The organism is Pseudomonas sp. Xaverov 83 (assembly GCF_019352905.1).
GTDB classification, from domain to species: domain Bacteria; phylum Pseudomonadota; class Gammaproteobacteria; order Pseudomonadales; family Pseudomonadaceae; genus Aquipseudomonas; species Aquipseudomonas yamanorum.
The window spans coordinates 1-326 of the sequence record NZ_JAAAFU010000089.1 but is presented as its reverse complement, the minus strand read 5'-3'; the positions used below and the strand labels follow the sequence as shown (position 1 = coordinate 326).

The window sequence follows — 326 nt, the reverse complement described above, 5'->3', positions numbered from 1 at the left end:
TCGGCCTTGTGCCTGGGGGAGTCGGTGACTAGTCTTCGGTCCGTCGCTGGTTTTCAGTGATCGGGTTTAGCAGCCTGAACTCAATAGGCACACGCGTTACGCCCCAGTTTATGGTGGCTGTGCGTGGGGCACCTTCGGGTGCGCCGGTTTTCCTATTGACTGGTCTGCTAACCCGCGTACAGCCGCCACCCTTCTCGTTTAGCAGCGACGGTGGCAGCTTCTTCAGGTCAATAGGAGCTACACCATGTTCAAGATCGTCCCCGATCCACCCCGTGACCAAGCCAAAGACCGCGCCGCCTTCAACCGAGCGCTCGACCACTACCTGC

The 326-nt window shown here is 59.5% G+C and carries 1 protein-coding gene; it reads right to left on the bottom strand.

Features of this window, described 5'->3' with window-relative positions; genetic code table 11:
• Window positions 1-28 precede the first annotated feature (28 nt).
• Window positions 29-326: hypothetical protein (locus K0H47_RS28685; RefSeq protein ID WP_219273997.1), on the bottom strand; the 298-nt coding region annotated here is incomplete at its 5' end.